This window comes from Sphingobacterium sp. xlx-130, assembly GCF_011007405.1.
Classification (GTDB): domain Bacteria; phylum Bacteroidota; class Bacteroidia; order Sphingobacteriales; family Sphingobacteriaceae; genus Sphingobacterium; species Sphingobacterium luzhongxinii.
The window spans coordinates 1-23930 of the sequence record NZ_WFKN01000013.1 but is presented as its reverse complement, the minus strand read 5'-3'; the positions used below and the strand labels follow the sequence as shown (position 1 = coordinate 23930).

Genomic DNA, 23930 nt, shown 5'->3' with positions numbered 1-23930 from the left:
CATCATAATATTTTTACAAGGTATGTTTCTTAACAGACCTAATAAACCTTTATATTAGCAACAAATTAATATACAAATAATATGAATTGGAGAAAATCTCTATTTATCGCCGCTGCGATGTTTGCTACTACGCAAACCTTCGCACAAGATAATCTAATCAATGCCCTTAAAAACAATGTAAGTGACAAAAGTAAAGACGGCTTTGTCTTTACACAAGTGATTAATTTAGGGAATACGTCAATCAAAGATCAAGGTTCTTCGGGTACATGTTGGTCTTACTCCGGAAACTCTTTTTTAGAGTCTGAAATGATTCGTATGGGAAAAAAACCTGTTGAAATCTCTCAAATATACACTGCCTATTATACCTATCTGGAGAAAGCAAAGACATATGTAAAACTACATGGTGACCAAGCTCAAGGTGAAGGAGGACAATTGCACGATGTATTGACGATCTTCCGTAAATATGGCGCGGTACCTCGTGAAGTCTATACTGGACTAAGAGACGGACAGACGCGCAATAATTTTTCGGAAATGTCTACGCTTATCCAAGGCATGAACGAAAATATTGTCAAAAGTAAAAAACCAACACCGGCTTGGCAAAAAGCGATCACAGGTGTGATGGATTCATACCTAGGCATGCCACCTCAATCTTTCCAATACAATGGTAAAACATACACCCCTCGTACATGGGCTGATCAAGTGATAGGTATTAATCCAGATGACTATGTCGGTATCAGTTCTTTCAAAGAGCATACTTACTACAAGCCATTTGTACTTTTGATTCAAGACAACTGGTCATTTGAAAGCTTCTATAATGTACAGATGAACGACTTAACAAGTATCATAGACAATGCGCTTCAAAATGGCTATACGGTAGCTTGGGCAAGTGATGTTTCAGAAAAATATTTCAGTTGGAAAAACGGAGTCGCTTTTGTTCCAGAAAAAGACATGGACAAAATGAACAAAGAAGAGCTAGCAGACTTGTTCAATGGGCCTAAAACAGAAGCAAAAACTACTGAAATTGTACGTCAAGAGGCTTTTGATGATTATTCAACGACAGATGATCACGGAATGCATATTGTAGGTTTGGTAAAAGATCAAAATGGCAAAGAGTATTATATCGTAAAAAACTCTTGGGGAGAATCTAATGACTATAAAGGGTATCTTTATGTTACAAAAGAGTATGTTCGATTTAAAACCATTTCTATCCTATTACACAAAAACGGAATCCAAAAAGAAATTAAATCAAAACTAGGAATATAAAGCATCCTATACCTTTGTTTACAAAGCCTACTGATTTAAATTAGTAGGCTTTGTTTATTGCCTAGAATTACTGAAACAATTCGCGACAAATTATGTTTTCTCTGTATAAAGGATGTCTACCTGTAGCGCTTCATACGCACTACTCGTTGTGATATTAAAGTATACAAATAAATACAAACATACATATGAGATTATCATTTATTACTCTAAACAACATTTTTTTTGTTTCTATTGCTATCATTTCTTTGGCCCTAACTAGCTGTGGGGTATCCAAGCCGGGCTCAAAAGAAAAACCAGATATGGCCACAGGATTTTACAATACCACATGGAAATTAATAGAATTAAATGGGAAGCCTGTTCCTGATCAGGTAAATGGAAAAGAACCCTTTATGTGTTTTGATCAGAAAGAAAATAGATACACTGCAAGTGGAGGCTGCAATGGAATAGGTGGTACTTTCGAGCTGAAATCGAATAAAATTAAATTTTCGCAGGGTATGTCTACCATGATGGCTTGTCCGGATATGAGTGTAGAGCAAGGCATAGGCCAAATGCTAAGTAAAGTAGACAATTTCACGCTAAAAGACAGTATGCTCTTTCTAAATCAGGGAAAATCATCGTTGGCCAAAATGACAGTTAGCCAAACGGCTGATAAAAAATCTTCACTGAAAGGAACTTGGGAATTGGACTATGTTTTAAATCCCAACGAGACTTTTCAGGTTTTATATCCAGGAGCAAAACCTACAATAACATTTGAGCCAGCAGAGCATAAAGTAAATGGTAACAACAGCTGCAATAACTTCTTTGGCTCCTACACAACTGGAGAAGCCAACCGTATCAGATTTGAGTCTTTGGGAAGCACAAGAAAGTTCTGTCCTGGAAACGGAGAGTCTGTCTTTATGAAAAGTATGGAAAGAGTAAGCCGTTATTCAATATCAGAAAACACCCTTACCTTAATAAGTGATGACATGGCAATTATGCGCTTTCAGAAAAAGTAAAAAGCTATAAATTAAAAAGGCTATATCAGGTTCATTTCACTCCTGATACAGCCTTTTTATAATTAACAGTCTATCCAAATAAGCTCGAACTTAGGTAACGATCGCCTCGGTCACAGGCCACAAAGACAACTACGCCTCGCTGTAATCCATTTGCAACCTGCAAAGCAGCCTCCAACGCTCCTCCGCTACTCATACCTGCAAAGACACCTTCCAATCGGGCGAGTTCCCTAGATCGCTTTATTGCATCTTTTTCATCTATGTCAATTACCTGATCGACACGAGTAGGATCGAAAATTTTGGGAAGATAGGCGGCGGGCCAGCGTCTTATACCTGGAATGGAAGAGTTTTCTGTCGGTTGACATCCTATAATCTGTATCTCAGGATTCATACCCTTTAAGTACATGGAAGTGCCCATAATAGTACCTGTAGTTCCCATAGCACTCACAAAATGTGTGATCTGTCCCTTTGTATCACGCCAAATCTCAGGACCAGTGGTCTTAACATGAGCCAAATAATTATCTGGATTAGCAAACTGATTTAAAATAAAGACACCTTCATTAGCCGCCTTTTCTTCTGCATAATCACGACAAATCTCCATGGACTCTAACAACGTAACGCGAGCTCCAAACGCTTCCATTGTGAGTGTACGTTCTCTAGTGGATGTAGAAGGCATTACCAATTCTAAGTCCAAACCATACATGCTTGCGATCATCGCTAATGCTATCCCCGTATTACCACTTGTCGCTTCAATCAATCGGTCTCCGTACTTGATTTCTCCACGTTCCATAGCAGAGCGAATCATATTTAAGGCCGGTCTATCCTTGACAGATCCTGCTGGATTATTTCCTTCCAATTTTACAAAAATCTTAACGTCTGGATTATTGTGAAATCGTGTGATTTCAACTAAAGGAGTGTTACCAATAGTATCAATTATATTTCCCATTATAAAGCTGGTTTCGTGTCTATAAATTTTGAATTAGATTGATGATACACAGTAGTATAAGGCTCTACACTATTTGTTAACCACACATTTCCACCAATTATCGAGTGGTGCCCTACCCGAGTCTCTCCTCCTAATATTGTAGCACCTGCATAAATAATAACATGATCTTCGATAATTGGATGTCGTTGTACATTTGCCAACGATTTTTCTACACTAAGAGCTCCTAAAGTAACGCCTTGATAAAGCTTAACATGGCTTCCTATTATACAGGTTTCACCAATTACCAAACCTGTTCCATGATCAATGTAAAGATAAGGACCGATCTGAGCACCAGGATGAATATCAATCCCTGTCTTGGAATGCGCATACTCAGTAAGAATTCTAGGAATCAAAGGTACCCCATACTTTAAAAGCTGATGCGCTATACGATACATACTGATAGCCATGAAACCGGGATAAGTACGAATTACCTCCCTTAGGCTCTGCGCTGCGGGGTCTCCATTCAATATTGCTTGAGCATCTGTATTCATCAGCTCATAAATATCCGGTAAGTCTTCAAAAAAATGCTTAGCTATTATTCTGTTATCACAATGAGCACAAGCCTTGGTTTTAAGTAAAAGTTCAAATAGCTCTATTTCTGCCTGCCCGAAAGCAAGCTGTAACTCCTCTACACTACCGAAGCCTTTCGAATTACGTTCGGGATACAACAAATCCAATACATGTCTAGCCCAATTGGAAATACGTCCATTAGAAGGCATGTCCTGAACCTCCAATTGCTTTAAGAACAACTGTTGATAAAAATCGGTTAAATGATTATGTTTCATCAATCCAAATATACTATTAATACTACCAACATTATAGAATTAATTTCTCAAACAATTCTTGATGTGTTTCTTCGGCAGAAATACACATACCTGGATGAGTCACCGAACATTGAATTAGTGTACTTCTATTAGCCGTGAGCCATCGAAAACGCTCCGCTTGTTCCAATCCGGCGATACGTCCTGCTCCCTTATCCCCTCTACAAATCTGACGGAAAGATTCTAGGTGTTGTTTGACCACTACAATATCTACATCAGCATACAGCGCTTTCAGCTTTATCTCATCAATATGTAATTTAACATCTGCGTAGCGCTGGCGTCTACAATACAACGCAACTCCAACATTTATAAATTCATCACGTTCCACACGAGGTACGACCCGCACTACCGCATACTCATATACCGTTCTTTCGCTCATGATCTATTTGATTTAGAAATATATCGGACTGACTCAATCTACCCATCAAAAACCTCAGGTATACCTTACGTACCTCATCTGCTGATAAATATCTACCTTCCTCCTGCAACCACTCATCGGGGATAGCCTGTAAGATGTTGGATATATTATCTTCATTAAAGACGGTTCGATACTGTCTATCGATAGCTCTGACCTGACTGGCTTTACTCAGCAACACGTGATCTTTGATCTGTACAAAAGGTTTTGCCATAAGCTCCTCCCAATTGTCCCAAGAATGGTGGAAATACAGTGACGCTCCATGGTCTATCAACCACAATTGCTTATGCCAGATCAACATGTTGGTATTGCGCGCCGTACGATCCACATTCATTAACAAAGCGTCCAACCAAACTATTTTAGAAGCCTCTTCTTCGGATACAGCATCCACATTCGCATCAAAAGTAATAGCCCCATTTAAAAAATGTACACCAAGATTCTTACCTACGGAGAAACGTAAAAGATCCTGGATCTCTTCATCCGGTTCCATACGGGCAAACGCTTCATCAAGCTCAGCAAAAACCATCTCCGGCATACGAAGACCTATTAACCGGGCCAACTCTCCTCCGATCAACTCCGCAACAAGAGCCTTTTTCCCTTGGCCTGCCCCCCTGAACTTGATCACATAACTAAAACCATCATCTGCGTCAACCAACCCTGGTAAAGAACCTCCTTCTCGAAAGGGCTGTATATAACGGATGATATTCACATCCCTTATTTCTATTTTTTTTTCCTCCATTTATTCTATTACATATCTTCTATAAAAATAAAATTCACAACTCTAATCTAGTTTAAAAATCCTTAGCTATTGATAGAAAAAAGCAAATCATACAGTTTTGTGACTATCAAACAATCAGATTTCTAGCTATATTTGTCATTCATCGAATAGGAATACGAATTACATTATATGAATACAACCGCAGAGTACAATGCTGTAATACAATATTGCAAAGACCTCTTTATCAAGAAAACAAAAGATTATGGGACTGCTTGGCGAATAATGCGTCTACAATCCATTACAGATCAGCTCTATATTAAAGCAAAACGTATACGCACCCTAGAAATAAAACAGGTATCACTGGTAGGCGAAGACATTTCAGGTGAATATATCGGTATTGTCAACTACTGTGTAATGGCTCTTCTGCAATTGGAACTGGGACAGGATGGGGAAGAAAACCTACCCGTTGCTTTTGTTGATCAAAAATACAGCGAAAAGGTGGACGAAACACGCGACTTGATGTTTGCAAAAAATCATGATTATGGTGAGGCTTGGCGAGAAATGCGCATTTCTTCGATGACAGACCTCATACTTATGAAATTACATCGTGTCAAACAAATTGAAGACAACAATGGACAAACGCTTGTCTCCGAAGGTTTAAAAGCTAATTATCAAGATATGCTAAACTACGCCGTCTTCGCGTTAATAAAATTAGGTTTTGCTGATAAAAACAAATAAAATGTCTACTACTTCTTACTATGCACCATTAAATAACGACAAATCTTCAGTGGATATCCTATTGTGGATATCAAGATTGTTCGTTGGATTCCTATTTATATTTTCGGGACTTATCAAGGCTAATGACCCGATGGGATTTGGGTATAAATTGCAAGAATACTTTCATGTCTTTAACCTCAATCTTCTGAATGATTATAGCACATGGATTGCTGTCGGCATCTGTGCTTTTGAGATTATCTTAGGTGCTTTATTGGTACTTGGTATAGCTGGCCGCAAAGTAGCTTGGGGGTTGCTATTGCTGATTATATTCTTTACTTTCTTGACGTTCTATTCCGCATTTTTTGAAGTTGTAAGTTCCTGTGGATGCTTCGGAGATGCTATTCCATTGACACCTTGGCAATCCTTTATAAAAGACCTGATATTACTTGCGTTTATATTGGTTATATTCATAAAGAGAAGAAAAATAGCTCCACTTGTAGCGAGTTCATTTACGAATAATCTATTGAGTTTTTTTGTCATTATTCTATCCTTTGGAATAGGTATATACACTATCAGCTTCCTACCATTTGTTGACTTTTTACCTTACAAAGAAGGGAATAATATTCCTAAATTGATGGAAATACCGGAAGGCGCTGCGCAGGATGAGTATGAACACATCTATTCGCTGAAAAACAAATCTACAGGAGAGGAAAAGAAAATGTCCGATAAGGAATATATGGATCAGAAAATCTGGGAAGATGAAAATTGGGAAGTTATAGGTGAACCTGAGTCAAAACTCGTAAAGAAAGGGTACCAAGTACCAATCCCGGACTTGATCATCTCCGATGCTGAAGGTAATGAACTCACCCAAGAAATTGTCAGAAATCCGTATTATAACTTTATAGTGACCAGTGTGGATGTCACAAAACTTTCCGCCACAGATTTAGTAGCTTTAGATAAGATCAACAAGACTATACGTGATTTATCCGGCGAATATAATCTTCGGGCTGTGTTATTAACAGCAAGTTCATCGGATGACGTTAATTATCTTAATGATCAACTAGATCTAGTACTGGAAACATTTTATACGGATGCTGTTCCGCTCAAGAGTATGGTCCGCTCAAATCCTGGTGTGATGCTTTTACAAAATGGAGTTGTCATAAAAAAATGGTCTAAGAATGCTTTCCCTAACAAAGAGGCATTAATAAATATGTATTTAAAAGCGCAATAATGAAAACACCGATCTTCATTGTTGGATTTATGGGCAGTGGGAAGACAACAATAGGAAAGAAACTAGCTGCTGCAACAGGAAGACAATTCGTTGATTTGGATCACGAAATAGTAACGTATATCGGCATGAGTATTCCAGAATATTTCAACAGGTATGGCGAAGATAAATTCCGTGATTTGGAGCGCACTTTTCTGAAACGTCAGCAAGGGGTTCATGCTATAATTTCTACAGGAGGAGGTACCCCTTGTTTTTATGACAACATGCAATGGATTACTGAAAACGGTATAGCACTCTACCTCCAACATACCTCCAAGTCTCTATGGTCTAGACTAAGCAAATCGGACATAAATAAAAGACCTGTACTGAAAGGACTAAATGGAGACGAACTTTTAGCATTCATTGAAAGTAAACTTAAAGAGCGTTCCCCTTTTTATGAACAGTCACAATTAATAGTTGATCAGCTCCACACTTCTGTTGAAGATATTGTCCGATTGATAAGCGATTATCAAAAAAAGGCTCAACTATGAAAAAAAACACCCAATATATCTTCGGAATATTGCTGCTAATATTAGCTAGCAGTTGCTTTCGCTCAACGGATAGTACACAAAAAAACTCGCTAAGGGAAAGCAGTACACAATTATTCAAAAATCAGACTTTTGAGCTCAATACAGTAGAGGATCTTTATCAACTATTGACCTATAGCGAGAACAGCTATCCACTAATCAGTGCACATCGCGGTGGCCCAGCTAAAGGCTATCCGGAAAATGCTATTGAAACCTTTGCCCGTATTGCCAATAAGATGCCAGTTATTATCGAATGCGATGTAAGGATTTCTAAAGATTCTATCTTGGTGCTGATGCATGATGAGACATTAGATAGAACCACCGATGGAAATGGAAAAGTTGGCGATTTTACGCTTTCTGAGTTAAAAAAACTTAAATTAAAAGACACGGAAGGAAAAGTCACCTCCTACCAAATCCCTACGTTAGAAGAAACCCTCACTTGGGGAAAAGGAAGAGTAATCTTCACTTTGGATGCGAAAAATGATATTCCTTATAAATTATTATCGCGTGTCATTGCTAAAACTAATGCGCAGTCCTATACCGTTGTAATCACTTACAACACTAAACAAGCTAAGGCACTATATCGGATTAATCCGGATCTGATGATTTCAACTAGTATAAAGTCTATCGAAGATCTAGGTAGGCTAGCGAGTCAAGGTATTCCTGACAATAGGATTGTCGCTTTTGTTGGGACACGTCAGCCGGAACCGGAATTGGTACAGCTTTTACACCAACATGGTATAAAAATCATATTAGGTACTATCGGTAACCTGGATCGACAAGCTGACAGCAAGGGCTACCAAACCTATGCTGAATACGTTGAAAATGGGGCTGATATTTTAAGCACTGATCGTCCGTTAGAAGCCCATAAAGCGTTAGATTACTACATTCGAAAGCGAAACATCAGCTCTCCTTATATCCGCCATTAAGCTATGTCTATTGAAGTCCAAAATCTTACAAAAAGCTATAAGCAGCAAAAAGCTTTAGACGATATTTCGTTTGCGACAGGAAGCAATCACATTATAGGTTTCCTTGGCCCTAATGGGGCAGGTAAATCTACGACAATGAAGATTCTAACAGGTATATACCCTTTTGAACAGGGGCTCTGCATGATCAATGGTATCGATATAAAAATAAACCCACTATCAACCAAAAAGATGATTGGCTATCTACCTGAAAACAACCCTCTTTATCTCGATATGTATGTGCAAGAAATACTCTATTTTGAAGCGCAAATTCATAAACTACCAAATCCTAGTAAACGAATTAAGGAGGTAATAGCACAAACTGGACTCCAGCAGGAACAACATAAAAAAATAGCGCAACTATCCAAAGGATTCAAACAACGCGTCGGGTTAGCGCTCGCGATCATCCATGACCCAGAAGTATTGATTCTAGATGAGCCTACAACAGGGCTAGACCCCAACCAGATAATTGAAATCCGAACACTTATAAAGCACCTAGCAAAAAACAAAACAGTTTTTATTTCTACCCATCTTATGCAAGAAGTTGAAGCTATCTGCGAGGAAGTAATTGTAATTCATAAAGGACAAATAAAAGATCACTTTCTATCTAAGGACAGAGCGGCGAAATACCCTAATCTGAATATGGAGGAAATTTTCGTAAAATTGACAAATTCCTAAAACAAGTTTGTATTTAATTTGTTGTTTATACAATGAAATTACTTACGCGTTACAAAATGAAAAAATATGAAGAAAACATTACTTTCAGCAGCTTTACTTCTAGCTACTTTTGCGTCTGCGAATGCACAGGAAATTAAAACTGTACCTCAGCATTCGGCAAATGTGGGTCTTACCCCTATCAAAACGGGGAACTGGATGGTCGGAGGATCTATCGGAGGCTTAGGATACAGCTTTGAATCGGAAGCATTTAATATTGGTGTAAGTCCACGTGCCGGTTATTTTATCGCTAATGGTCTTGCATTAGGCGCTCAAGCCTCATTGGGACTTCGAACTGTAAAAGGTGATGACAACCAATGGAACTATGGTATCGCTCCTTTTGTACGCTACTATATCCCTCGCGGAGCCAGTGCTACAGGTCGCTTCTTTGGTCATGGTGATGTTGGTATAACAGGTAGTAACGCCGGTAAAGGAACCTCTTTTGCATTCGGTGTTAATGCGGGATATGCACACTTCATCACGCAGACTGTAGCACTTGAAGTGATGACGGGCTATAACTACTCCAAAGCTAACGTCAACGTCGGAGAAAAAGCTACCGGATTAGGAGTCAGTCTTGGTTTTCAAATCTATCTTCCAGGAAAAAGCAGATAAACTTTATTATAGCATAAACAGCATGAATCATAGACTCATGCTGTCTTGCTTTCTAACATACATTTTCCTAATTTCGGAACAAATTAATCGAAAGCAAGTTGTTTAGCATTTACAAAAAAGAAATAGCAGGTTACTTTAATTCCTTAATCGGCTATCTGGCAATCGGAATTTTCCTCCTAATAACCGGTCTACTACTATGGGTTTTTCCCGACACTTCCATATTAGAAACGGGGTATGCATCTTTAGATAGCTTCTTTAACCTAGCACCATATTTATTACTATTTTTAGTCCCGGCGATCGGTATGCGCAGTATCTCGGGAGAAAAATCTGATGGTACATGGGAGTTGCTATTAAGTCGTCCGATCAGCTTGGCACAAATCATACTGGGCAAGTTTCTAGGAATTCTGACGATTGTCTTGCTCGCTATCATCCCTACGATAGTATATGCAATAACGACTTATCTTTTAGCATTCCCTATAGGAAATATCGATATCGGAGCCACTATCGGTTGCTATTTAGGTCTCCTATTACTAGGTGCGACCTTTACTTCTATAACATTGTTCTGTTCATCATTGACCAATAATCCCATTATAGCCTTCTTGCTAGCGGTCTTCGTTTGTTTCTTATTTTTTTACGGATTTGACGCCATTAGCCAAATCAGCGTTGTATCTTACAACGAAGAGCTCATTAAAAAAATTGGGATCATTGAACACTACGACGCTGTAAGTAGAGGTGTATTGAATTTCGGTGACCTGATTTATTTTTTGAGTGTACAATCCCTTTTTATAGTATTTTCCATAGGCCACTTAGGTCGTCAATTCAGACCTAGAAAAAAAACCTTAGTCGTATACGCCATCTGCCTCTTAATTGCTTTCACTTTAAATCATTCTATTTTTCAACAATTATACGGAAGGTTGGATTTCACATCCGATCAACGATTCACTTTAAACGAAACATCTAAGGCGATAGTTTCTGACCTTAAAAAAGACACTTATATTACGATCTTTTTGGATGGAAAATTGCCAGCGGGGTTTAAAAGATTGAGACAAGCAGCGATAGATATGGCTCATGATTTAAAATCCTATTCTAAAGGTAAAGTGAAAGTCAATATTATCGATCCTAACGCAGGAAGTCAAGAAGAACAAAAACAATACACGGAAGCACTTATCAGCCGCGGTCTATATCCGACCAACTTAAGTATCAAATCAGAGAGTGGCTTCAATCAGACATTGATTTTTCCTGCGGCTATTATTAGCCATGATGAACAAGAAATCAACGTGAACCTACTGCAAAACAAAATAGGGCAATCGCCGGAGCAGGTGCTCAACAACTCTATTCAGAATTTAGAGTATGCTTTTGTTTCCGCTATCACAAAAATAAACACGGACAAGCTTCCATACATTGCTTTTACAGAGGGCCATGGCGAACCATCTGATCTCGAACTATATGACGCCATGCGATCCTTAGGGGTTTCTAATCAGGTCGGTCGATTAAACCTCGACTCCATATCACTACATGACCTTAAAGAAATTGCTATTCTCTTTATTGCTAAACCCCAAAAGGCATTTTCTGAGCAAGAAAAATATAAATTGGACTATTATGTAAGAAATGGTGGTTCCATCATTTGGGCGATAGATCAAATAGACGCAAGCTTGGATTACCTAAAAAAAACGGGTAGTCAACCATTGATTGGAAAAGAACTAAACCTAGACGATCAATTATTCCTTTATGGAGCACGATTGAACTACAATCTAATCGCTGATTTAAACTGCTCCCAAATCCCATTGTCAGTAGGAAATATAGGTACGCAAGCGCAGATTGAACTTGTTCCTTGGTATTTGTTTCCAATTCTTATGCCTACCAGTCAAAACCCCATTCTAAAAAATCTAGATGGTATACGTACTGAATTCATCGGAACTGTGGATACAATAGCCGTAAAAGGCATTAGGAAAGAGATTCTGTTATACTCATCCCCTTTCAGCCGTATAATTAATACTCCAGGACCTATCTCTTTACAAATGGTCGAAGAGCAACCTGATCCTCAAAATTTTAGAACAGAACCTAAAGCAGTAGCTGCTCTGCTAAGGGGTAAATTCCCTTACCTATTTCAAAACAGACCGATCCCAATAGGAATTACCGAAAAAATAGATTTGACAAATATCTCTGAAGAGGCAAAAATGTTGGTAATAGCTGACGGAGATTGGCTTATTAATCAAGTTAATTACAAAGATCAATCCCCATATCCGCTAGGTTGGGACCGTTTTACAGAACAACAATATGCAAACAGGGTATTTCTGGAAAATATTGTCGATTACTTCATGAATGATGAACGGTTGATTTCTCTCCGAAACCGAGAGGTAAAACTACGTCTATTGGACCAGTCGGCTGTGAAAAATGAGAAGTTGAAATGGCAACTAATTAATGTTGTACTGCCGATCCTAATACTAGTAATAGCTGCTTGGAGCCAAAGTTACTTACGCAAACGCCGTTTTACAAAAACAACAAAGACTACAAGAGGCTAATTCCCCTGTAGTCTTTTGGTATTATTTTTTCATTGTACCACTTTCAGCTAATCTTAAATGCCAGCTAAAGGCTTCTTCTAGCAAATGTGGAGTATGTCCACCTCTTTCACAAGCTCGGTCAAAATACGACTGTAACTCTGACCTATAATCTGGATGTACACAGTTGTTTATTATCTGTTGAGCTCTTTCCCGTGGCGCTAACCCTCTTAGATCAGCTAATCCAATATCGGTAACCAAGATATCAACATCATGTTCTGTATGATCTACATGAGAGACCATAGGCAATACGTGGGAGATCGCGTTCTCTTTGGAAGCGGCTTGCGTCACAAAAATACTTAGGTAAGCATTCCGGGCAAAATCTCCGGAACCACCTATACCATTCATGATCTTTGTTCCGGAAATGTGTGTCGAATTGACATTTCCATAAATATCAAACTCTATTGCCGTATTAATCGCAATTACACCGAGACGTCTTATTAAACCTGGTGTATTGGATATATTTTGAGGCCGTAGGACAAATTTATCTCTATAACGCTGCAAATTATCAAAAACACGGTGATAGCAATCCTCCGACACTGTTATTGAAGAAGCAGAAGCAAAACTAAGCTTTCCGGAATCAATAAGATCAAAAGTACTATCCTGCAAGACTTCTGAGAACATTGTCAAGTCATAAAAGTTACTGTCTTTAAAGCCCATCAGCACGGCATTAGCTACTTTGCCTATTCCTGCTTGGATAGGAAGTAAGCGATCTGTCAAATGTCCCAGTTTAACCTCATTTTCAAAAAATGCTAAGATATGCTTCGCTATAGAAGTGGTTTTCTGATCGGGTGCTGCAATATCTGCGGGGCTATCCGTAATATTTGTAAATACGACACCTATCACCTTTTCTGGATTTAACGGAATCGTCTTTCTGCCTATTTTGTTCCAAGGAGCCACAATGGGAATAACGTTACGATGTGGATAATCCTCCGCCTGATAGATATCATGTATGCCGTATACCTCTTCCGGAACTGCGGTATTGATCTCGAGAATTACCTGTTTGGCCAAAGCCGCAAAAGTGACAGAATTCCCTACCGAGGTAGTCGGCACGATGCTACCGTCTCGATCAATATATGCTACTTCCAGTATCGCAATATCTACTGGAGGAAGATTTTTATTGTGCAATAATTCAGCACTTTCGCTCAAATGCTGATCAATAAATAAAACCTCTCCTGCATTAATTTTATTCCGCAACGTGCGATCTACCTGAAATGGCATACGCTTACTAAGTGCACCAGCTTCGGCCAACTTGCCGTCCGTATCATGTCCCAGAGAAGCCCCTGTCATCAATGTAATTTTTATATGCTCTCTCTTAGCCCTTTCTGCAAATGCAGGTAAGACAACTTTACTGTCTCCTGCCTTTGTAAAACCACTAGAGCCGACTACCATACCATCTTGGATAAATGCGGCAGCCTGTTCTGCAGTCATAACTTTATCTTGCAAAGTTTTTAAACGTATTCTTTCAATGCTCATTATTTTAAAATCTGGCTATTTGTATCTTTCTATTAATCAAACAATTTACAATATTATAAATTAATAATATAGCTAAATTATTATATTCTGCCAGTAAATTATTGATTCTAATCAAAAAAAACACAACGTTCTGATAGTCAAACAATAAAAAGGATAAAAAACAAAGACAAGAGAAGTACGAAACACTTTAATCCCTTAAATATCAAATAGCTAAAAATTTATTCAGACAAAGGTTAAGACACTGTTTTACATGGCATCGTTTATTTTTTGAGTAAGCTAACACTTACTTTTTGGTATTGTAAGCAAAAATCAAGAAATTTAGGGCTCAAACAACAAGCTATGGAAAAGGAGTATGTTAATAAGTATTACATGACCGATGTAGACGCATTTGAAGATAGTATTTATTGTCACCATGCATTGATGGGCAATAATCATATCGAAGAGCATTTACATAAAAAGGGACAATTTTTGTATACTGAAGGTGGCGTGGTATTCCTGAAAACTTCAGATAAGTCTTATTTTTTACCCGCTCGCCATTACATCTGGATCCCAGCAGGTATTAAACACAGCATTCATCCTAGCTCTTCTCATGTCGTTATGAGAAACTTATATTTTCCAAAATATGAAACAGATACTGATTTCTTTGATAAAATAAACATCTATCCTGTTAATGATTTACTTATCGAGTTAATCATGTTTACAAATCGTTGGAACGGCAATATCTTCCCTGTCGAAGAGCCGAAGTATTCTATTGCAAAAGCATTCAAATTAATTTTACCTGAATTGTCCCAATGCGAGCTGCCGTTAGCTCTACCTTATCCTCAACATGACAAACTAAAAGATATCGTATCATTCTTAGAAAAGAATATATCTGAAAATATTAGCTTTAAAGACCTCTCACAGAAATTTGATGTTAGTGAGCGTACGTTGGCCCGTCTTTTTCAAAAAGAGCTAAACATGTCATTCATCCAGTACTATACCATACTCAGAATGCTTACAGCTCTTCGTCTCTTATTAGACGAAAGAATAAGCGTCAATGAAGCCGCTTTACGAGTGGGATACAGTAGTCTACCGACATTCAGCAATACTTTTAACAAAGTAATAGGTATACGTCCAAGCGACTATGTCAAGCATCAAAACACGTTACTCTAATCAAGATACAATAATCAAATGAACCTAAAACCTTTTTTTATGGCGGTAGTAACTACCGCGACACTGTTGTCCTGCAACACGGTCAAGAGCACATCCAACACAGTCTCAAAAGTTCCAAAGCCTATACAGCTATTTAATGGCAAAGACATAAAAGACTGGACCGTTAAAATTCGATCGCATGAGGTTGGCGAAAACTACAAAAATACATTTCGAGTAGAGGACGGCTTATTAAAAGTACGTTATGATGGGTATGAAAGTTTTAACCAACAGTACGGACATTTAGGCTACAATAAACCCTACGGTTATTATGTACTCCGTCTTGAATATCGATTTGTGGATGAACAGGCAAGTGGTGGTGAAGGATGGGCTTGGCGCAATAGCGGAGCAATGTTACATAGTCAATCTCCGAATACAATGTTAAAAGACCAAGATTTCCCTATATCTATCGAGGCCCAATTATTGGGTGGAGATAATACCCCTAGCTCTGTACGTACCACTTCTAATCTATGTACCCCTGGGACAAATGTCGTATATCGTAACGAATTATTCACACCACATTGTGTTAATTCCAGTTCTAAAACATACCATGGAGATGAATGGGTCAAAGCCGACTTTATAGTATTAGGCGACTCCGTGATACGACATGTACTTGAGGGGGAAACTGTCCTCGAATATTATAAGCCTCAAATAGGCGGAGGAAATGTAAATAACTACGACAAGACACAAAAGAAAGATGGACAGTTACTTAAATCGGGGTTTATTTACTTGCAATCAGAAAGTCATCCAATTGACTTTAGAAAAGTCGAACTCTATGACTTAGAAGCTTACAAAAATAATCCAGAGCAACTAAAAAACATCACGGAAGCTATCGTCAATAATAAAGGCAGTTTATTGACTGCCTTTATTACATATAAAAAAAAAGGATGCACAGGCATCCTTTTTTATATTCTTTCATAAAAAGACTATGCTAATTTGTTAACAAATTTTGTCAACTTAGATTTGTTATTTGAAGCCTTTTTCTTGTGGATAACATTTTTCTTAGCCAAACGATCTAACATAGAAACTACGCGTGGTAATAACGCTTTAGCCTCTTCAGCAGAAGTTGTAGTACGTAATTTTTTAATCGCGTTACGTGTAGTTTTTGCTTGGTAACGGTTTCTTAGACGCTTCGCAGCGTTAGCTCTAATTCTTTTAATCGCTGATTTATGATTTGCCATTTCTCTTAGCTATATTTTATTATACTTTTTTATACTAAATTCGGATTGCAAAAATAACCAGTATTATCCAATATTCAAAATCTATTTTAAAGTTTTATTTTGTGTTTCCCGAGCGGCACAAATACAAATTGTCACATATCTTCCTTTTTACATTTTTACTAGCTAATTTTGTGCATGCAAAAACTTTCAATGGATCAGTTGAATCGTACTGATATAACCTCATTTAAAGCACAGGAAAAGACCCCTATCGTATTGGTATTAGACAATGTTCGCAGTATGCACAATGTGGGTTCAACATTTAGAACGGCCGACGGTTTCGGTCTAACAAAAATTATACTTTGTGGTATTACAGCGCAACCACCACATCGCGAAATAGAAAAAACAGCTCTCGGTGCTACACAATCTGTAGAATGGAAACATTACGACAATAATATAGAAGCCATCCAAGAACTAAAAAACGAAGGCTATAAAATTTATGCAATAGAGCAAGTATCTAATTCGATATCTCTGCCGGACTTTGTCCCATCTCTTGAAGACAAATACGCATTAATATTTGGAAACGAAGTAAACGGAGTTGATGAAAAACTTTTACCCTTAGTAGATGGCTGCATCGAAGTACCACAATTTGGCACTAAACATTCTTTCAATGTCTCCGTTACCGTGGGAGTCGTATCTTGGGATTTGCTATCCAAGATGAAGTTTTCTAACAAAAAATCCGATTAGCGGCGGCATAATTTCCAGAAGTCATTACAAAATAGTAGATTTGCTCTGCAAAAAAATAGAACAATGAGTGTATTAGTAAATAAAGATTCAAAAGTTATCGTTCAGGGTTTTACTGGAACAGAAGGCACTTACCATGCTTCTCAAATGATTGAGTATGGTACTCAGGTTGTAGGTGGTGTAACACCAGGTAAAGGTGGTCAGTCCCACTTGGATCGTCCAGTATTCAACACTGTACAAGATGCAGTAGATAATACCGGAGCTAATGTTTCCATCATTTTTGTACCCCCAGCATTTGCAGCAGATGCTATTATGGAAGCGGCAGCGGCAGGAATCGCTTTAATCGTGTGTATTACGGAAGGTATTCCTACTAAAGATATGATTCAAGTAAAATCTTACCTGAGTGACAAAAACTCTCGTTTAATCGGCCCTAACTGTCCTGGAATCATCACTGCTGAAGAGGCTAAAATAGGTATCATGCCAGGCTTTATCTTCAAAAAAGGTAAAGTAGGTGTTGTTTCTAAATCAGGAACATTAACATATGAAGCAGTAGATCAAACCGTTAAAGCTGGCTTAGGAATTACTACAGCAATCGGGATCGGTGGAGACCCTATCATTGGAACAACTACTAAAGAAGCTGTTGAATTATTAATGAACGATCCAGAAACTGAAGCAATCATCATGATTGGTGAAATCGGTGGAGGAATGGAAGCTGAAGCAGCTCATTGGATCAAAGAAAACGGAACTAAACCTGTTGTTGGCTTTATCGCTGGACAAACAGCGCCTCCAGGACGTCGTATGGGACACGCAGGAGCGATTGTTGGTGGAGCAGATGATACAGCAGAAGCTAAGATGAAAATCATGCGTGAGTGCGGTATCCGCGTTGTAGAATCACCAGCTGAAATCGGTAAAGCTATTGCGGAAGAATTAGCTAAATAAGCCGTCTCAATTTATATAATAAAAAGGCTTCATGGGAAATGAAGCCTTTTTTATTTGCTAGCCTTTATTCATATCGTCGGCAGATGGTCCATATATTCCTGGCACAGGAATATCTAGTAACCGTAAATACACAGATAGCTGTCCTCTGTGATGAATGAGATGATTTTGGATTATAAAGCGCATTGCCCCCTCTTTGGACATCTCCGCTATAACATAATCTCCTGCGCGTAAACGCCACATTGAAGACCAGTCCTCCTCTGTTAACGAAGTGATCATTGCAACATTCTTATCATACCCTTGATCAAGCACTTCCTTTATTGCGTTTATACTTGTCGCTTTAAGTGGAATATAATGCTTTTTAAAATCAAACTCGGCCATCCCTAAGGCGGCATATACCCAGTTATGCAATTCGACAACGTGAGCTGCTAATTCTCCAACTGTCATTGATTTGGTATGCGGCCTCCAATCCAAATGCTCATCTTTCAATCTACCTATAATACGTCTTGTATTCTCTGTTTCTCGTTCTAACTCGACTAAAAATCCTTGCTTTAACCCCATGACCTTTTAAAATTTGTGTAGCCTAATTTAGAAAAATTAGTATAATTCGCTATATTCAATTGTAATTTGATTACCATTTTATTTATGAAAAAATTATTTACCCTACCCCTGCTCCTTTTACTCATTAACTTTCTTCGGGCGCAGGAGGTTAATGAAACTTACATTAAGGCACATTATGACAAAATAGAAGAATATATCCCTATGCGAGATGGAACCAAACTATTCACATCTATTTATGTCCCTAAAAACAAGAGTACAAAATACCCTATATTACTAAATAGGACTCCGTACACGGTAGCTCCTTATGGAATTGATAAGTACAAAAAGAGCTTGGGTAATTTCGACAAAATGGCGGTATCTTCTTATATTTTTGTATATCAAGATGTACGGGGCAAATGGATGAGCGAAGGTACATTTGAAGACATCAGACCCACACGAACAAAAGAAAACAAGCATAAAATAGACGAAAGTACAGACACCTATGACACCATAGATTGGCTCGTAAAAAATGTTAAGAATAACAACGGAAAAGTAGGAATGTATGGCATCTCTTACCCAGGATTCTATTCTACAGTATCACTTATTGGCTCACACCCGGCTCTAAAAGCAGTCTCCCCGCAAGCACCAGTTACCGATTGGTTTATCGGTGATGATTTTCATCATGGAGGTGCGTTATTTCTTATTGATGCCTTTCGGTTCATGTATACCTTTGACGCTCCCAGACCTGCACCTATCACTAACGAGCAAGGTCCGAAAGGATTTAATCTACCTTCAAAAGATTGGTATAAATTCTTTTTAGACAATCCCACACTAAGCGAATTAAAAACGAAGTATTTAAATCATACTGTGAAATTCTGGGATAACCTTGCCAAGCACAGCACGCTAGATACTTTCTGGAACAATCGTACCATTACACACCATCTTCATGCAGTAAAACCCGCCGTCATGGTAGTTGGAGGACTCTTTGATGCAGAAGACACTTATGGTGCCTTTGAAACTTATAAACAGATTGAAAAGAAAAATAACAAGAACAACAACATTTTAGTGATGGGGCCTTGGTTCCATGGCGGATGGGTACGTACAAAGGGAGATTCCTTTGGTGACATTAAGTTTAATCAAGAAACTAGCACGTATTATCAAGAGAACTTTGAACTTCCTTTCTTTGAATACTATCTTAAAGGAAAGGGTAACTTTGATCCTGCAGAAGCTAATATATTTGTAACAGGTTCAAATAAATGGCATCAATTTTCACAATGGCCACCTAAAGAAGCTAAAATGACTTCACTCTACCTCAATGAAGATAATCAACTGACAGAAAAGGCGAACGACACGCAAAATAAATATGTTGAATATACGAGTGATCCAAAAAAGCCCATCCCTTCTCAAGATGGAATATTTACAAACCGAACGCGCGAATATATGATTGCAGATCAGCGTTTCGCTGCGAACAGACCTGATGTGATGGTATTTGAGACGGCAGTTCTAGCAAACGATTTGACTGTAGTAGGTCCTATACAAGCGGATCTGTATGTATCCATGACTGGTACAGATGCTGATTTTATTGTAAAAGTGATCGATGTATATCCAGATAGCTCAAGTGATATTTCTCCATTGAATACAGAAACAGTTATGCAGAATTATCAAATGTTGGTTCGAGGTGAAATATTGCGTGGTAAATTTCGAAATAGTTTCAGTTTACCAGAACCATTCAAACCCAATGAAATCACCAATGTAAAAGTAAATCTACCTGACGTAGCTCATACTTTTAAAAAAGGTCATAAAATAATGGTTCAAGTACAACACAGTTGGTTCCCTTTAACAGACAGAAATCCGAATCAATTTATGGATATATACAAAGCAAAGGCTGAAGACTACATCAAAAACTCACACCGCATATACTTTGATAAATCAGCACCCAGCAGAATAAACTTCGCTGTGCTATAAATAGAAAGGGAGCATGCACATACTCCCTTTCTATTCATTATGAATTAACAATTTTATTAACTTCGTCAAACTCATCCTGAATTTCCTTATTAACGGGTTTGCTAGCTAAAGAAACCACTACTATTGTTAAAAAACTCAAGATAAACCCTGGTATAATTTCATACACTGTTTTAAAATTGTGTGGCACATATACCCATAGTAAGACGACTATTCCACCAACTAACATCCCCAATAAGCCTCCCATCGCCGTAGTTCGCTTCCACAGGAGAGACAGAATGATCAAGGGGCCAAAAGCAGCACCAAATCCCGCCCATGCGTTGCCCACAAGATTCAGGATACTATCTTTCGGATTTAACGACAATAATAATGCAATAACTGCGACTATAAGCACGGAAAGACGGCTCATCACCAACATATTCTTAGGAGAAGCCTTTCTATTAAAAAATGCCTTGTAGATATCTTCTGTCATGGAACTCGAGGTAACCAGTAGCTGAGAAGATATTGTACTCATTACTGCAGCCAATATTGCCGAAAGCAAAAAACCTCCAATCAAGGGGTGAAACAGTACCCTAGACAAGTGTATAAAAATTGTCTCCGCCATTTCTTTCGATCCATCGAAACTAGCCATTTTGAGCTGATCAAATTTATACAAATAGGCTATCCCAAAAAGTCCAACCAACATTGCTCCTCCAACGGTAAAAATCATCCAACTAATACCTATACGCCTCGCTTTAGTCATATCTTTAATACTAGCGATAGCCATGAAACGAACAAGGATATGTGGTTGCCCGAAATAACCTAGGCCCCAGGCTAATAAAGACACCACAGAAACTGCTGTTGTACCCTTTAGAAGATCTAAATAACTGATATTCTTTTGTTTAATAATATCCAACGTCGTACCTAAACCACCAATTTGCATAACAATGACGATAGGAATAATTACTAAGGCAGTGACCATAATAGTTCCTTGGACAAAATCCGTTAAACTCACGGCTAAAAAGCCTCCTAAAAAGGTGTAAAGTACGACGACAAAGGTTGTCAAAAAAAGTCCTGTATAATAATCTATTCCAAAAGCCGATTCAAATAGCCTTCCGCCAGAAACCATACCTGCCGACGTATACAAGGTAAAAAAAACCAAAATCAATACGGAAGAACAGATCTTCAACAACTGTGTTTTATCCCGAAAACGGTTTTCAAAAAAAACTGGCAGTGTGATCGCATTATTAACAACCTCGGTATAAACTCGTAGACGTGGAGCTACAATCACATAGTTCAAAAAGGCACCAATTGTTAATCCAATGGCTATCCAGGCACTTGACAATCCAGAAAGATACATGGCTCCCGGCAAGCCCATCAATAACCAACCGCTCATATCTGCCGCACCGGCAGAAAGTGCTGTCACTGCAGCTCCCATTTTTCGACCTCCGATTAAAAATTCTTCAGAGTTGCTCGTAGACTTCTTCCACGAATAAACACCTATTCCAATCATCAGCAACATGTATAATCCGATTGAGATTAGTTCATATACATTCATATGTAAAATTTATAAAGTATAAAGATGCTATTAAAATGGCTTAACGTCCAAAATTTCATCCAATAAAAATGCATTGTCTAGGAATTCGGTCAACAACCTTAATACTTAGCTGCTTGATCGACTGCCGGAATAGACCTTTTGATAAATTCTCGAATATCATTATTAGCCTTTATCAAGTCTTCCTTCCTCAAATACATCATATGTCCACTTCGATAACCAAAGAAATTCATTCTTCCAGAAAGTTTGCCCGAAGGATCCATCTGCCATAGGTTATATTTCGCATTAAAATAATCTGTGGCTCCATCGTAATACCCAGACTGAACCATAACGTGTAAGAACGGATTCGCAGCCATAGCCTGTCTCAGACTAAGACCAGTATTATCATTTGATCGATCCCAAGGATGTACCTGTCCAAACATATTATACTTCACGTCAGTTTTATAGTTGAGCTCATTTAAATAATAATAATTTATGGCAGGTGTGAATGAGTGCAACCAAGAAGTTAACTCCGCATTGTAATCCGGTCGTTCTCCACCGTCCCTAAGATCTATTCCCAGATATCTAGAATCTAACCGTCCTATAGTCATTCCTTTATCCCGCAATAATTCTTTCCAATAGAGGGAAGTAGAAACGTCTAAATTGTTCTGTTCTATCAAAAGCTCCGTAAGTCCCGAATATCTAGCCATCTTTTTCACGATAGTAGCCTTCTCTGTGACAGGCAAACTACTTCCTCGCGCTATAGCGGGAAGCAGCTCATTCAATGTAAATGCTTCCACTTCAGGAAGTAACTCCTCTAAATCTCTACTTTGTAATTCCGGGGACAATCGTTTGTGATACCATGACGTTGCTAAAAAATAAGGTAGACGATTGGCTTTATCCACAGCACCTTCACGTTTAATGCCTAGGTCTGTTGGAGAAACCAAAATAACACCGTTAAGATACATCCATTGTGCATTTTGCAATTCCAACGCCAGTCCAGATACGCGTGTCGTACCATAGCTTTCCCCTATAAGATACTTTGGTGAGCTCCACCGATTGTTCCTTGTCACAAACGTATTTATCCATTCCGCTAAATACTTAATATCTGCATTAACGCCAAAAAACAATGTGCGATCTGCTTTTTCATCCAAAATTCGTGAATACCCCGTGTTAATAGGATCTACATACACAATGTCAGCGACATCTAATATTGTATAGGGATTTTCCTTAACACCATAAGGCTGCAAGGGATAGCCTTCATCATCAATATTTAATAACCTAGGTCCCGTATAAGCCAAATGCATCCAAACCGAGCCAGATCCAGGCCCACCGTTAAAAGAAATTATTAAAGGCCTTTTGTTGCGATTAGAGACATCATCCCTCGTGTAATACGTAAAATGAACAGTTGCTAATACTTTTCCATTTCCATCCCAGACTGGTTGAGTCCCGGTCTTTGCTGTATAAGCAAACTTCTGTCCATTTGCAGTTATTTGATGCTTTGTGGTAATCACACTGTCCGCTAGGGGGACTCGCTGTGCCTTTAAATAATTAGAAAAGAGAAAAAAAACTAAACATAAACTTACTCTCATACTTTTGGTTATTAATGTATTCATAAAATTGATGTCGTGTTATTCACACAAATTTATATGAAAATACAAATTATGATAGAGAAATACGTGTACTTTATACTTCTAGATAGTAACAACTTTACAACAACAAAAAAGCCCCATCAGTTTCCTGAAGGGGCTTCGTGTAAAAAAAGGCACCGACCTACTCTCCCACCTGTTACGGCAATACCATCGGCTCTGGCGGGCTTGACTTCTCTGTTCGGAATGGGAAGAGGTAGACACCGCCGAT

Annotated in this window: 23 protein-coding genes and 1 rRNA gene; 14 read left to right on the top strand and 10 right to left on the bottom strand. The window is 38.4% G+C overall.

Features of this window, described 5'->3' with window-relative positions; translation table 11 throughout:
• Nucleotides 1–81 precede the first annotated feature (81 nt).
• Together G7B18_RS18050 and G7B18_RS18045 are read left to right on the top strand one after the other, a co-directional pair.
• Nucleotides 82–1263, top strand: coding sequence for an aminopeptidase C (locus G7B18_RS18050; RefSeq protein ID WP_164112897.1), 1182 nt, complete (start codon nucleotides 82–84; stop codon nucleotides 1261–1263).
• A gap of 185 nt (nucleotides 1264–1448) precedes the next feature.
• Entirely contained in the window at nucleotides 1449–2258 is an 810-nt protein-coding gene (locus G7B18_RS18045; RefSeq protein ID WP_164112896.1) for an META domain-containing protein, read from the top strand.
• Between the two features lie 70 nt (nucleotides 2259–2328).
• On the opposite strand, the gene cysM is transcribed toward G7B18_RS18045, so the two are convergent.
• From cysM to G7B18_RS18025, 4 genes are read right to left on the bottom strand one after another with little or no spacing between them, the layout of a single operon-like run.
• Nucleotides 2329–3201, bottom strand: coding sequence for a cysteine synthase CysM (cysM, locus tag G7B18_RS18040; protein ID WP_164112895.1), 873 nt, complete (start codon nucleotides 3199–3201; stop codon nucleotides 2329–2331).
• The gene (locus tag G7B18_RS18035; protein ID WP_164112894.1) at nucleotides 3201–4025 is read right to left on the bottom strand and encodes a serine O-acetyltransferase; all 825 of its coding nucleotides are present in this window, start codon (nucleotides 4023–4025) and stop codon (nucleotides 3201–3203) included. Before G7B18_RS18035 ends, cysM begins: the two co-directional genes overlap by 1 nt.
• 31 nt (nucleotides 4026–4056) lie before the next feature.
• The gene (locus tag G7B18_RS18030) at nucleotides 4057–4440 is read right to left on the bottom strand and encodes a DUF3037 domain-containing protein (protein ID WP_164112893.1); all 384 of its coding nucleotides are present in this window, start codon (nucleotides 4438–4440) and stop codon (nucleotides 4057–4059) included.
• The gene (locus G7B18_RS18025) at nucleotides 4418–5215 is read right to left on the bottom strand and encodes a HipA family kinase (RefSeq protein WP_164112892.1); all 798 of its coding nucleotides are present in this window, start codon (nucleotides 5213–5215) and stop codon (nucleotides 4418–4420) included. Before G7B18_RS18025 ends, G7B18_RS18030 begins: the two co-directional genes overlap by 23 nt.
• A 168-nt stretch (nucleotides 5216–5383) precedes the next feature.
• On the opposite strand from G7B18_RS18025, the gene G7B18_RS18020 reads away from it, so the two are divergent.
• The 7 genes from G7B18_RS18020 (at nucleotide 5384) to gldG (ending at nucleotide 12518) form a co-directional block, all read left to right on the top strand.
• On the top strand, nucleotides 5384–5932 hold the full coding sequence (locus tag G7B18_RS18020; protein WP_164112891.1) for a DUF1599 domain-containing protein: 549 nt from the start codon (nucleotides 5384–5386) through the stop codon (nucleotides 5930–5932).
• A 1-nt stretch (nucleotide 5933) separates the two neighbouring features.
• Entirely contained in the window at nucleotides 5934–7142 is a 1209-nt protein-coding gene (locus tag G7B18_RS18015) for a BT_3928 family protein (protein WP_164112890.1), read from the top strand.
• The gene (locus G7B18_RS18010; RefSeq protein ID WP_164112889.1) at nucleotides 7142–7669 is read left to right on the top strand and encodes a shikimate kinase; all 528 of its coding nucleotides are present in this window, start codon (nucleotides 7142–7144) and stop codon (nucleotides 7667–7669) included. The genes G7B18_RS18015 and G7B18_RS18010 overlap by 1 nt, the downstream gene beginning before the upstream one ends.
• Nucleotides 7666–8634: a glycerophosphodiester phosphodiesterase family protein gene (locus G7B18_RS18005; protein WP_164112888.1), complete on the top strand. Its 969-nt coding sequence runs from the start codon at nucleotides 7666–7668 to the stop codon at nucleotides 8632–8634. The genes G7B18_RS18010 and G7B18_RS18005 overlap by 4 nt, the downstream gene beginning before the upstream one ends.
• 3 nt (nucleotides 8635–8637) lie before the next feature.
• A complete protein-coding gene (locus G7B18_RS18000; RefSeq protein ID WP_164112887.1) occupies nucleotides 8638–9348 on the top strand; it encodes an ATP-binding cassette domain-containing protein in 711 nt (236 codons plus the stop codon).
• Nucleotides 9349–9414: 66 nt separating this feature from the next.
• Nucleotides 9415–9996, top strand: coding sequence for a hypothetical protein (locus G7B18_RS17995; RefSeq protein WP_164112886.1), 582 nt, complete (start codon nucleotides 9415–9417; stop codon nucleotides 9994–9996).
• Between the two features lie 98 nt (nucleotides 9997–10094).
• Nucleotides 10095–12518 carry a gliding motility-associated ABC transporter substrate-binding protein GldG gene (gene gldG / locus G7B18_RS17990; protein WP_164112885.1) on the top strand — a complete coding sequence of 808 codons (2424 nt, stop codon included), beginning with the start codon at nucleotides 10095–10097 and terminating at the stop codon, nucleotides 12516–12518.
• A 21-nt stretch (nucleotides 12519–12539) separates the two neighbouring features.
• Here gldG and G7B18_RS17985 read toward each other — a convergent pair whose 3' ends face one another.
• Nucleotides 12540–14030, bottom strand: coding sequence for a succinate CoA transferase (locus tag G7B18_RS17985; RefSeq protein WP_164112884.1), 1491 nt, complete (start codon nucleotides 14028–14030; stop codon nucleotides 12540–12542).
• 267 nt (nucleotides 14031–14297) lie between these two features.
• On the opposite strand from G7B18_RS17985, the gene G7B18_RS17980 reads away from it, so the two are divergent.
• Both G7B18_RS17980 and G7B18_RS17975 read left to right on the top strand, forming a co-directional pair.
• A complete protein-coding gene (locus tag G7B18_RS17980; RefSeq protein ID WP_240452902.1) occupies nucleotides 14298–15182 on the top strand; it encodes a helix-turn-helix transcriptional regulator in 885 nt (294 codons plus the stop codon).
• 39 nt (nucleotides 15183–15221) lie between these two features.
• Nucleotides 15222–16139 (top strand): DUF1080 domain-containing protein, encoded by a 918-nt coding sequence (locus tag G7B18_RS17975; protein WP_164123679.1) that lies wholly within the window; start codon nucleotides 15222–15224, stop codon nucleotides 16137–16139.
• Nucleotides 16140–16144: 5 nt separating this feature from the next.
• Here G7B18_RS17975 and rpsT read toward each other — a convergent pair whose 3' ends face one another.
• Nucleotides 16145–16399 (bottom strand): 30S ribosomal protein S20, encoded by a 255-nt coding sequence (gene rpsT / locus G7B18_RS17970; RefSeq protein WP_079645251.1) that lies wholly within the window; start codon nucleotides 16397–16399, stop codon nucleotides 16145–16147.
• A 174-nt stretch (nucleotides 16400–16573) separates the two neighbouring features.
• Between rpsT and G7B18_RS17965 the strand changes: the two genes are divergently transcribed.
• Nucleotides 16574–17122: an RNA methyltransferase gene (locus tag G7B18_RS17965; RefSeq protein ID WP_164112882.1), complete on the top strand. Its 549-nt coding sequence runs from the start codon at nucleotides 16574–16576 to the stop codon at nucleotides 17120–17122.
• 63 nt (nucleotides 17123–17185) lie between these two features.
• Complete coding sequence (gene sucD, locus G7B18_RS17960) at nucleotides 17186–18058, top strand: succinate--CoA ligase subunit alpha (RefSeq protein ID WP_079645253.1); 873 nt, start codon at nucleotides 17186–17188, stop codon at nucleotides 18056–18058.
• Between the two features lie 57 nt (nucleotides 18059–18115).
• Here sucD and G7B18_RS17955 read toward each other — a convergent pair whose 3' ends face one another.
• The gene (locus G7B18_RS17955; protein WP_164112881.1) at nucleotides 18116–18616 is read right to left on the bottom strand and encodes a DinB family protein; all 501 of its coding nucleotides are present in this window, start codon (nucleotides 18614–18616) and stop codon (nucleotides 18116–18118) included.
• An 84-nt stretch (nucleotides 18617–18700) separates the two neighbouring features.
• Between G7B18_RS17955 and G7B18_RS17950 the strand changes: the two genes are divergently transcribed.
• Nucleotides 18701–20560 (top strand): CocE/NonD family hydrolase, encoded by a 1860-nt coding sequence (locus G7B18_RS17950; RefSeq protein WP_164112880.1) that lies wholly within the window; start codon nucleotides 18701–18703, stop codon nucleotides 20558–20560.
• A gap of 37 nt (nucleotides 20561–20597) precedes the next feature.
• Here G7B18_RS17950 and putP read toward each other — a convergent pair whose 3' ends face one another.
• The 3 genes from putP to rrf form a co-directional block, all read right to left on the bottom strand.
• The gene (gene putP / locus G7B18_RS17945) at nucleotides 20598–22094 is read right to left on the bottom strand and encodes a sodium/proline symporter PutP (RefSeq protein WP_164112879.1); all 1497 of its coding nucleotides are present in this window, start codon (nucleotides 22092–22094) and stop codon (nucleotides 20598–20600) included.
• A gap of 98 nt (nucleotides 22095–22192) precedes the next feature.
• Nucleotides 22193–23662 (bottom strand): S10 family peptidase, encoded by a 1470-nt coding sequence (locus G7B18_RS17940; protein WP_205600282.1) that lies wholly within the window; start codon nucleotides 23660–23662, stop codon nucleotides 22193–22195.
• 168 nt (nucleotides 23663–23830) lie between these two features.
• Nucleotides 23831–23930 (bottom strand): 5S ribosomal RNA (gene rrf / locus G7B18_RS17935); the annotation flags it as partial.

Excerpts from the sequence above, each read along its gene's own strand:
- sucD (WP_079645253.1), top strand. The coding sequence starts at position 17,186 with ATGAGTGTATTAGTAAATAAAGATTCAAAAGTTATCGTTCAGGGTTTT.
- G7B18_RS18000 (WP_164112887.1), top strand. The coding sequence starts at position 8,638 with ATGTCTATTGAAGTCCAAAATCTTACAAAAAGCTATAAGCAGCAAAAA.
- G7B18_RS17940 (WP_205600282.1), bottom strand. The coding sequence starts at position 23,662 with ATGAGAGTAAGTTTATGTTTAGTTTTTTTTCTCTTTTCTAATTATTTA.
- G7B18_RS18020 (WP_164112891.1), top strand. The coding sequence starts at position 5,384 with ATGAATACAACCGCAGAGTACAATGCTGTAATACAATATTGCAAAGAC.
- G7B18_RS17995 (WP_164112886.1), top strand. The coding sequence starts at position 9,415 with ATGAAGAAAACATTACTTTCAGCAGCTTTACTTCTAGCTACTTTTGCG.
- G7B18_RS17985 (WP_164112884.1), bottom strand. The coding sequence starts at position 14,030 with ATGAGCATTGAAAGAATACGTTTAAAAACTTTGCAAGATAAAGTTATG.
- G7B18_RS18050 (WP_164112897.1), top strand. The coding sequence starts at position 82 with ATGAATTGGAGAAAATCTCTATTTATCGCCGCTGCGATGTTTGCTACT.
- putP (WP_164112879.1), bottom strand. The coding sequence starts at position 22,094 with ATGAATGTATATGAACTAATCTCAATCGGATTATACATGTTGCTGATG.
- G7B18_RS17955 (WP_164112881.1), bottom strand. The coding sequence starts at position 18,616 with ATGGGGTTAAAGCAAGGATTTTTAGTCGAGTTAGAACGAGAAACAGAG.
- G7B18_RS18005 (WP_164112888.1), top strand. The coding sequence starts at position 7,666 with ATGAAAAAAAACACCCAATATATCTTCGGAATATTGCTGCTAATATTA.
- G7B18_RS18010 (WP_164112889.1), top strand. The coding sequence starts at position 7,142 with ATGAAAACACCGATCTTCATTGTTGGATTTATGGGCAGTGGGAAGACA.
- G7B18_RS18045 (WP_164112896.1), top strand. The coding sequence starts at position 1,449 with ATGAGATTATCATTTATTACTCTAAACAACATTTTTTTTGTTTCTATT.
- G7B18_RS18025 (WP_164112892.1), bottom strand. The coding sequence starts at position 5,215 with ATGGAGGAAAAAAAAATAGAAATAAGGGATGTGAATATCATCCGTTAT.
- G7B18_RS18030 (WP_164112893.1), bottom strand. The coding sequence starts at position 4,440 with ATGAGCGAAAGAACGGTATATGAGTATGCGGTAGTGCGGGTCGTACCT.
- G7B18_RS18015 (WP_164112890.1), top strand. The coding sequence starts at position 5,934 with ATGTCTACTACTTCTTACTATGCACCATTAAATAACGACAAATCTTCA.
- rpsT (WP_079645251.1), bottom strand. The coding sequence starts at position 16,399 with ATGGCAAATCATAAATCAGCGATTAAAAGAATTAGAGCTAACGCTGCG.
- cysM (WP_164112895.1), bottom strand. The coding sequence starts at position 3,201 with ATGGGAAATATAATTGATACTATTGGTAACACTCCTTTAGTTGAAATC.
- G7B18_RS17950 (WP_164112880.1), top strand. The coding sequence starts at position 18,701 with ATGAAAAAATTATTTACCCTACCCCTGCTCCTTTTACTCATTAACTTT.
- G7B18_RS17965 (WP_164112882.1), top strand. The coding sequence starts at position 16,574 with ATGCAAAAACTTTCAATGGATCAGTTGAATCGTACTGATATAACCTCA.
- G7B18_RS17975 (WP_164123679.1), top strand. The coding sequence starts at position 15,222 with ATGGCGGTAGTAACTACCGCGACACTGTTGTCCTGCAACACGGTCAAG.
- G7B18_RS18035 (WP_164112894.1), bottom strand. The coding sequence starts at position 4,025 with ATGAAACATAATCATTTAACCGATTTTTATCAACAGTTGTTCTTAAAG.